2 protein-coding genes and 1 pseudogene are annotated in these 2,504 nt (G+C 50.6%); all 3 read left to right on the top strand.

What is annotated here, in order from left to right:
• Positions 1-125: pseudogene (locus QZ506_RS12915) on the top strand (IS630 family transposase); the annotation flags it as partial.
• Positions 126-187: 62 nt separating this feature from the next.
• Entirely contained in the window at positions 188-1,639 is a 1,452-nt protein-coding gene (gene trkH, locus QZ506_RS12910; protein ID WP_291971554.1) for a Trk system potassium transporter TrkH, read from the top strand.
• Positions 1,640-1,670: 31 nt separating this feature from the next.
• On the top strand, positions 1,671-2,210 hold the full coding sequence (gene hemG, locus QZ506_RS12905) for a menaquinone-dependent protoporphyrinogen IX dehydrogenase (RefSeq protein ID WP_291971552.1): 540 nt from the start codon (positions 1,671-1,673) through the stop codon (positions 2,208-2,210).
• Positions 2,211-2,504: the final 294 nt, after the last annotated feature.

Genomic DNA, 2,504 nt, shown 5'->3' with positions numbered 1-2,504 from the left:
TTGAAAACACGCGCGATTTTCGGGATGCAATATTCAATTTTTTCACCAATACGCTACCAGAAATAGCGGACTCGCTGACGTCCAGAATTCACGATCGTTTTCAGGTGCTCAAACCTGCATCTTGAGGTTTATTGGGTATATGATAATAATTCAGCGCTGTTTGATGACTCGTTAAGGATGTTTCTCCATGCACCTGCGCGCCATTACCCGCATTGTAGGGTTACTGGTTATTCTGTTTTCCGGGACCATGTTTATCCCTGGCATGGTTGCTCTGATTTATCGTGACGGCGCAGGACGGGCATTCACGCAAACCTTTCTGGTTGCCCTGTTTATCGGCAGCGCGCTCTGGTTTCCCAATCGTAAACACAAGCATGAGCTGGCCTCGCGAGAAGGCTTCTTGATTGTGGTGCTGTTTTGGACCGTGCTGGGTAGCGTAGGGGCATTGCCCTTTATCTTCTCTGAACATCCAAACCTTAGCGTCACCGATGCCTTTTTCGAATCATTCTCCGGCTTAACCACCACGGGCGCGACCACACTGGTCGGGTTGGATTCTTTGCCAAAGGCCATTCTGTTTTACCGGCAGATGTTGCAGTGGTTCGGTGGGATGGGGATCATCGTATTAGCGGTGGCGGTTCTGCCTATCCTCGGCGTTGGAGGGATGCAGCTTTACCGTGCTGAGATGCCTGGGCCGTTGAAAGATAATAAAATGCGGCCTCGCATCGCAGAAACCGCGAAAACATTATGGATGATCTATGTGCTGCTTACCGTGGCCTGTGCGGTAGCGCTGTGGTTGGCGGGGATGTCACTGTTTGATGCTATCGGGCACAGCTTTTCCACCATTGCCATCGGCGGCTTTTCAACCCATGACGCCAGCATCGGCTATTTCAACAGCCCTACTATCAATACCATCATCGCGGTGTTTCTGCTGATTTCTGGCTGTAATTACGGTTTGCACTTTGCCATGCTGAGTGGCAGAAGTCTCAAGGTGTACGGTCGCGATCCGGAATTTCGCATGTTCATCTTCGTTCAGATGTCGCTGGTGGCGGTGTGCACGCTGGTGCTGTTGTTCCATAATGTTTATGACAGCGGTATCCAGACGCTGAATCAGGCGTTTTTCCAGGTGGTATCCATGGCGACCACCGCAGGGTTTACCACCAGCAGTTTTGCCGCCTGGCCGCTATTCTTGCCTGTTTTGCTGTTGTGCTCTGCTTTTATCGGCGGGTGCGCGGGGTCGACGGGCGGTGGCTTAAAAGTGATTCGTATCCTGCTGTTGTTCTTGCAAGGACACCGCGAGCTCAAACGATTGGTGCACCCTAACGCGGTCTATACCATCAAACTTGGACGTCGTGCCTTGCCGGAGCGGATCCTCGAAGCGGTATGGGGCTTTTTCTCCGCCTATGCGTTGGTGTTTATTGTCAGTATGCTGGCAGTCATAGCCACCGGTGTGGATGATTTTTCTGCTTTTGCCGCTGTCACGGCGACGTTAAACAATCTGGGGCCGGGATTAGGGGTAGTGGCCGATAACTTCACCACCATGAATGACGCAGCGAAATGGATTCTGATTTCAACCATGCTGTTCGGGCGTCTTGAGGTGTTTACCTTGCTGGTGTTGTTTACGCCTACTTTCTGGCGCGCATAACCTAAAACAAAAAGCCAAAGAGCAATGACCTATGAAAGCGTTGATACTTTTTTCCAGTAAGGGTGGTCAAACCAAGGCTATCGCCTCTTATATCGCGACGGTGCTAAAGGGTAAGGTCGAGTGCGATGTGGTGAACATTACAGCCGCTGACAATATCGAACCCGCGCATTACGATCGCATTCTGATCGGTGCTTCGGTGCGTTATGGTCATTTCCAGCCCGAGGTTTATGCTTTTATCAAACAACACGTGGGGGAATTGCAGCGTCTGCCAAATGCCTTCTTCTCTGTGAATCTGACCGCGCGTAAGCCAGAAAAGCGCACGGCACAAACCAATCCCTACACCCGGAAGTTTTTGCTGCGCACCCCGTGGCAGCCAGCACTGTGCGGTGTGTTTGCCGGTGCACTGCGCTATCAGCGCTATGGTTGGCTCGACCGGGTGATGATTCAGCTTATTATGAGAATGACCGGTGGTGAGACGGACAGCAGTAAAGATATTGAATACACCGATTGGCAACAGGTTGAGCATTTCGCACATGAATTTGCTCAGCTTGGTGCAAAAAAACACGTTTAATGCTGATGTTTAGTACGCTCTGCCGAAAAAATACGCACTCAAAAATAAAATTGAAATTAGCCCTTGTCAGGGCGCGAGAAGTGTCTATACTGCGCCTCCACTGACACGGCAACAGCGACACGCGGTTGTGGTAACGGTAAGAAGTAAAACAGAAAAGCCGAACGCGAAATTGAAAAAATTAACGTTGACTTTTCAGCGGTGCAGCGTAATATACGCCTCCCGCGCCACGGTAGATGTGGCAACGCTCTTTAACAATTAATCAGACAATCTGTGTGGGCACTCACAGGACTTTAT

It is taken from the genome of Candidatus Symbiopectobacterium sp., assembly GCF_020054415.1.
Classification (GTDB): domain Bacteria; phylum Pseudomonadota; class Gammaproteobacteria; order Enterobacterales; family Enterobacteriaceae; genus Symbiopectobacterium.
The sequence above is the reverse complement of the archived record's forward strand: the minus strand, read 5'-3'. Positions and strand labels throughout refer to the sequence as shown.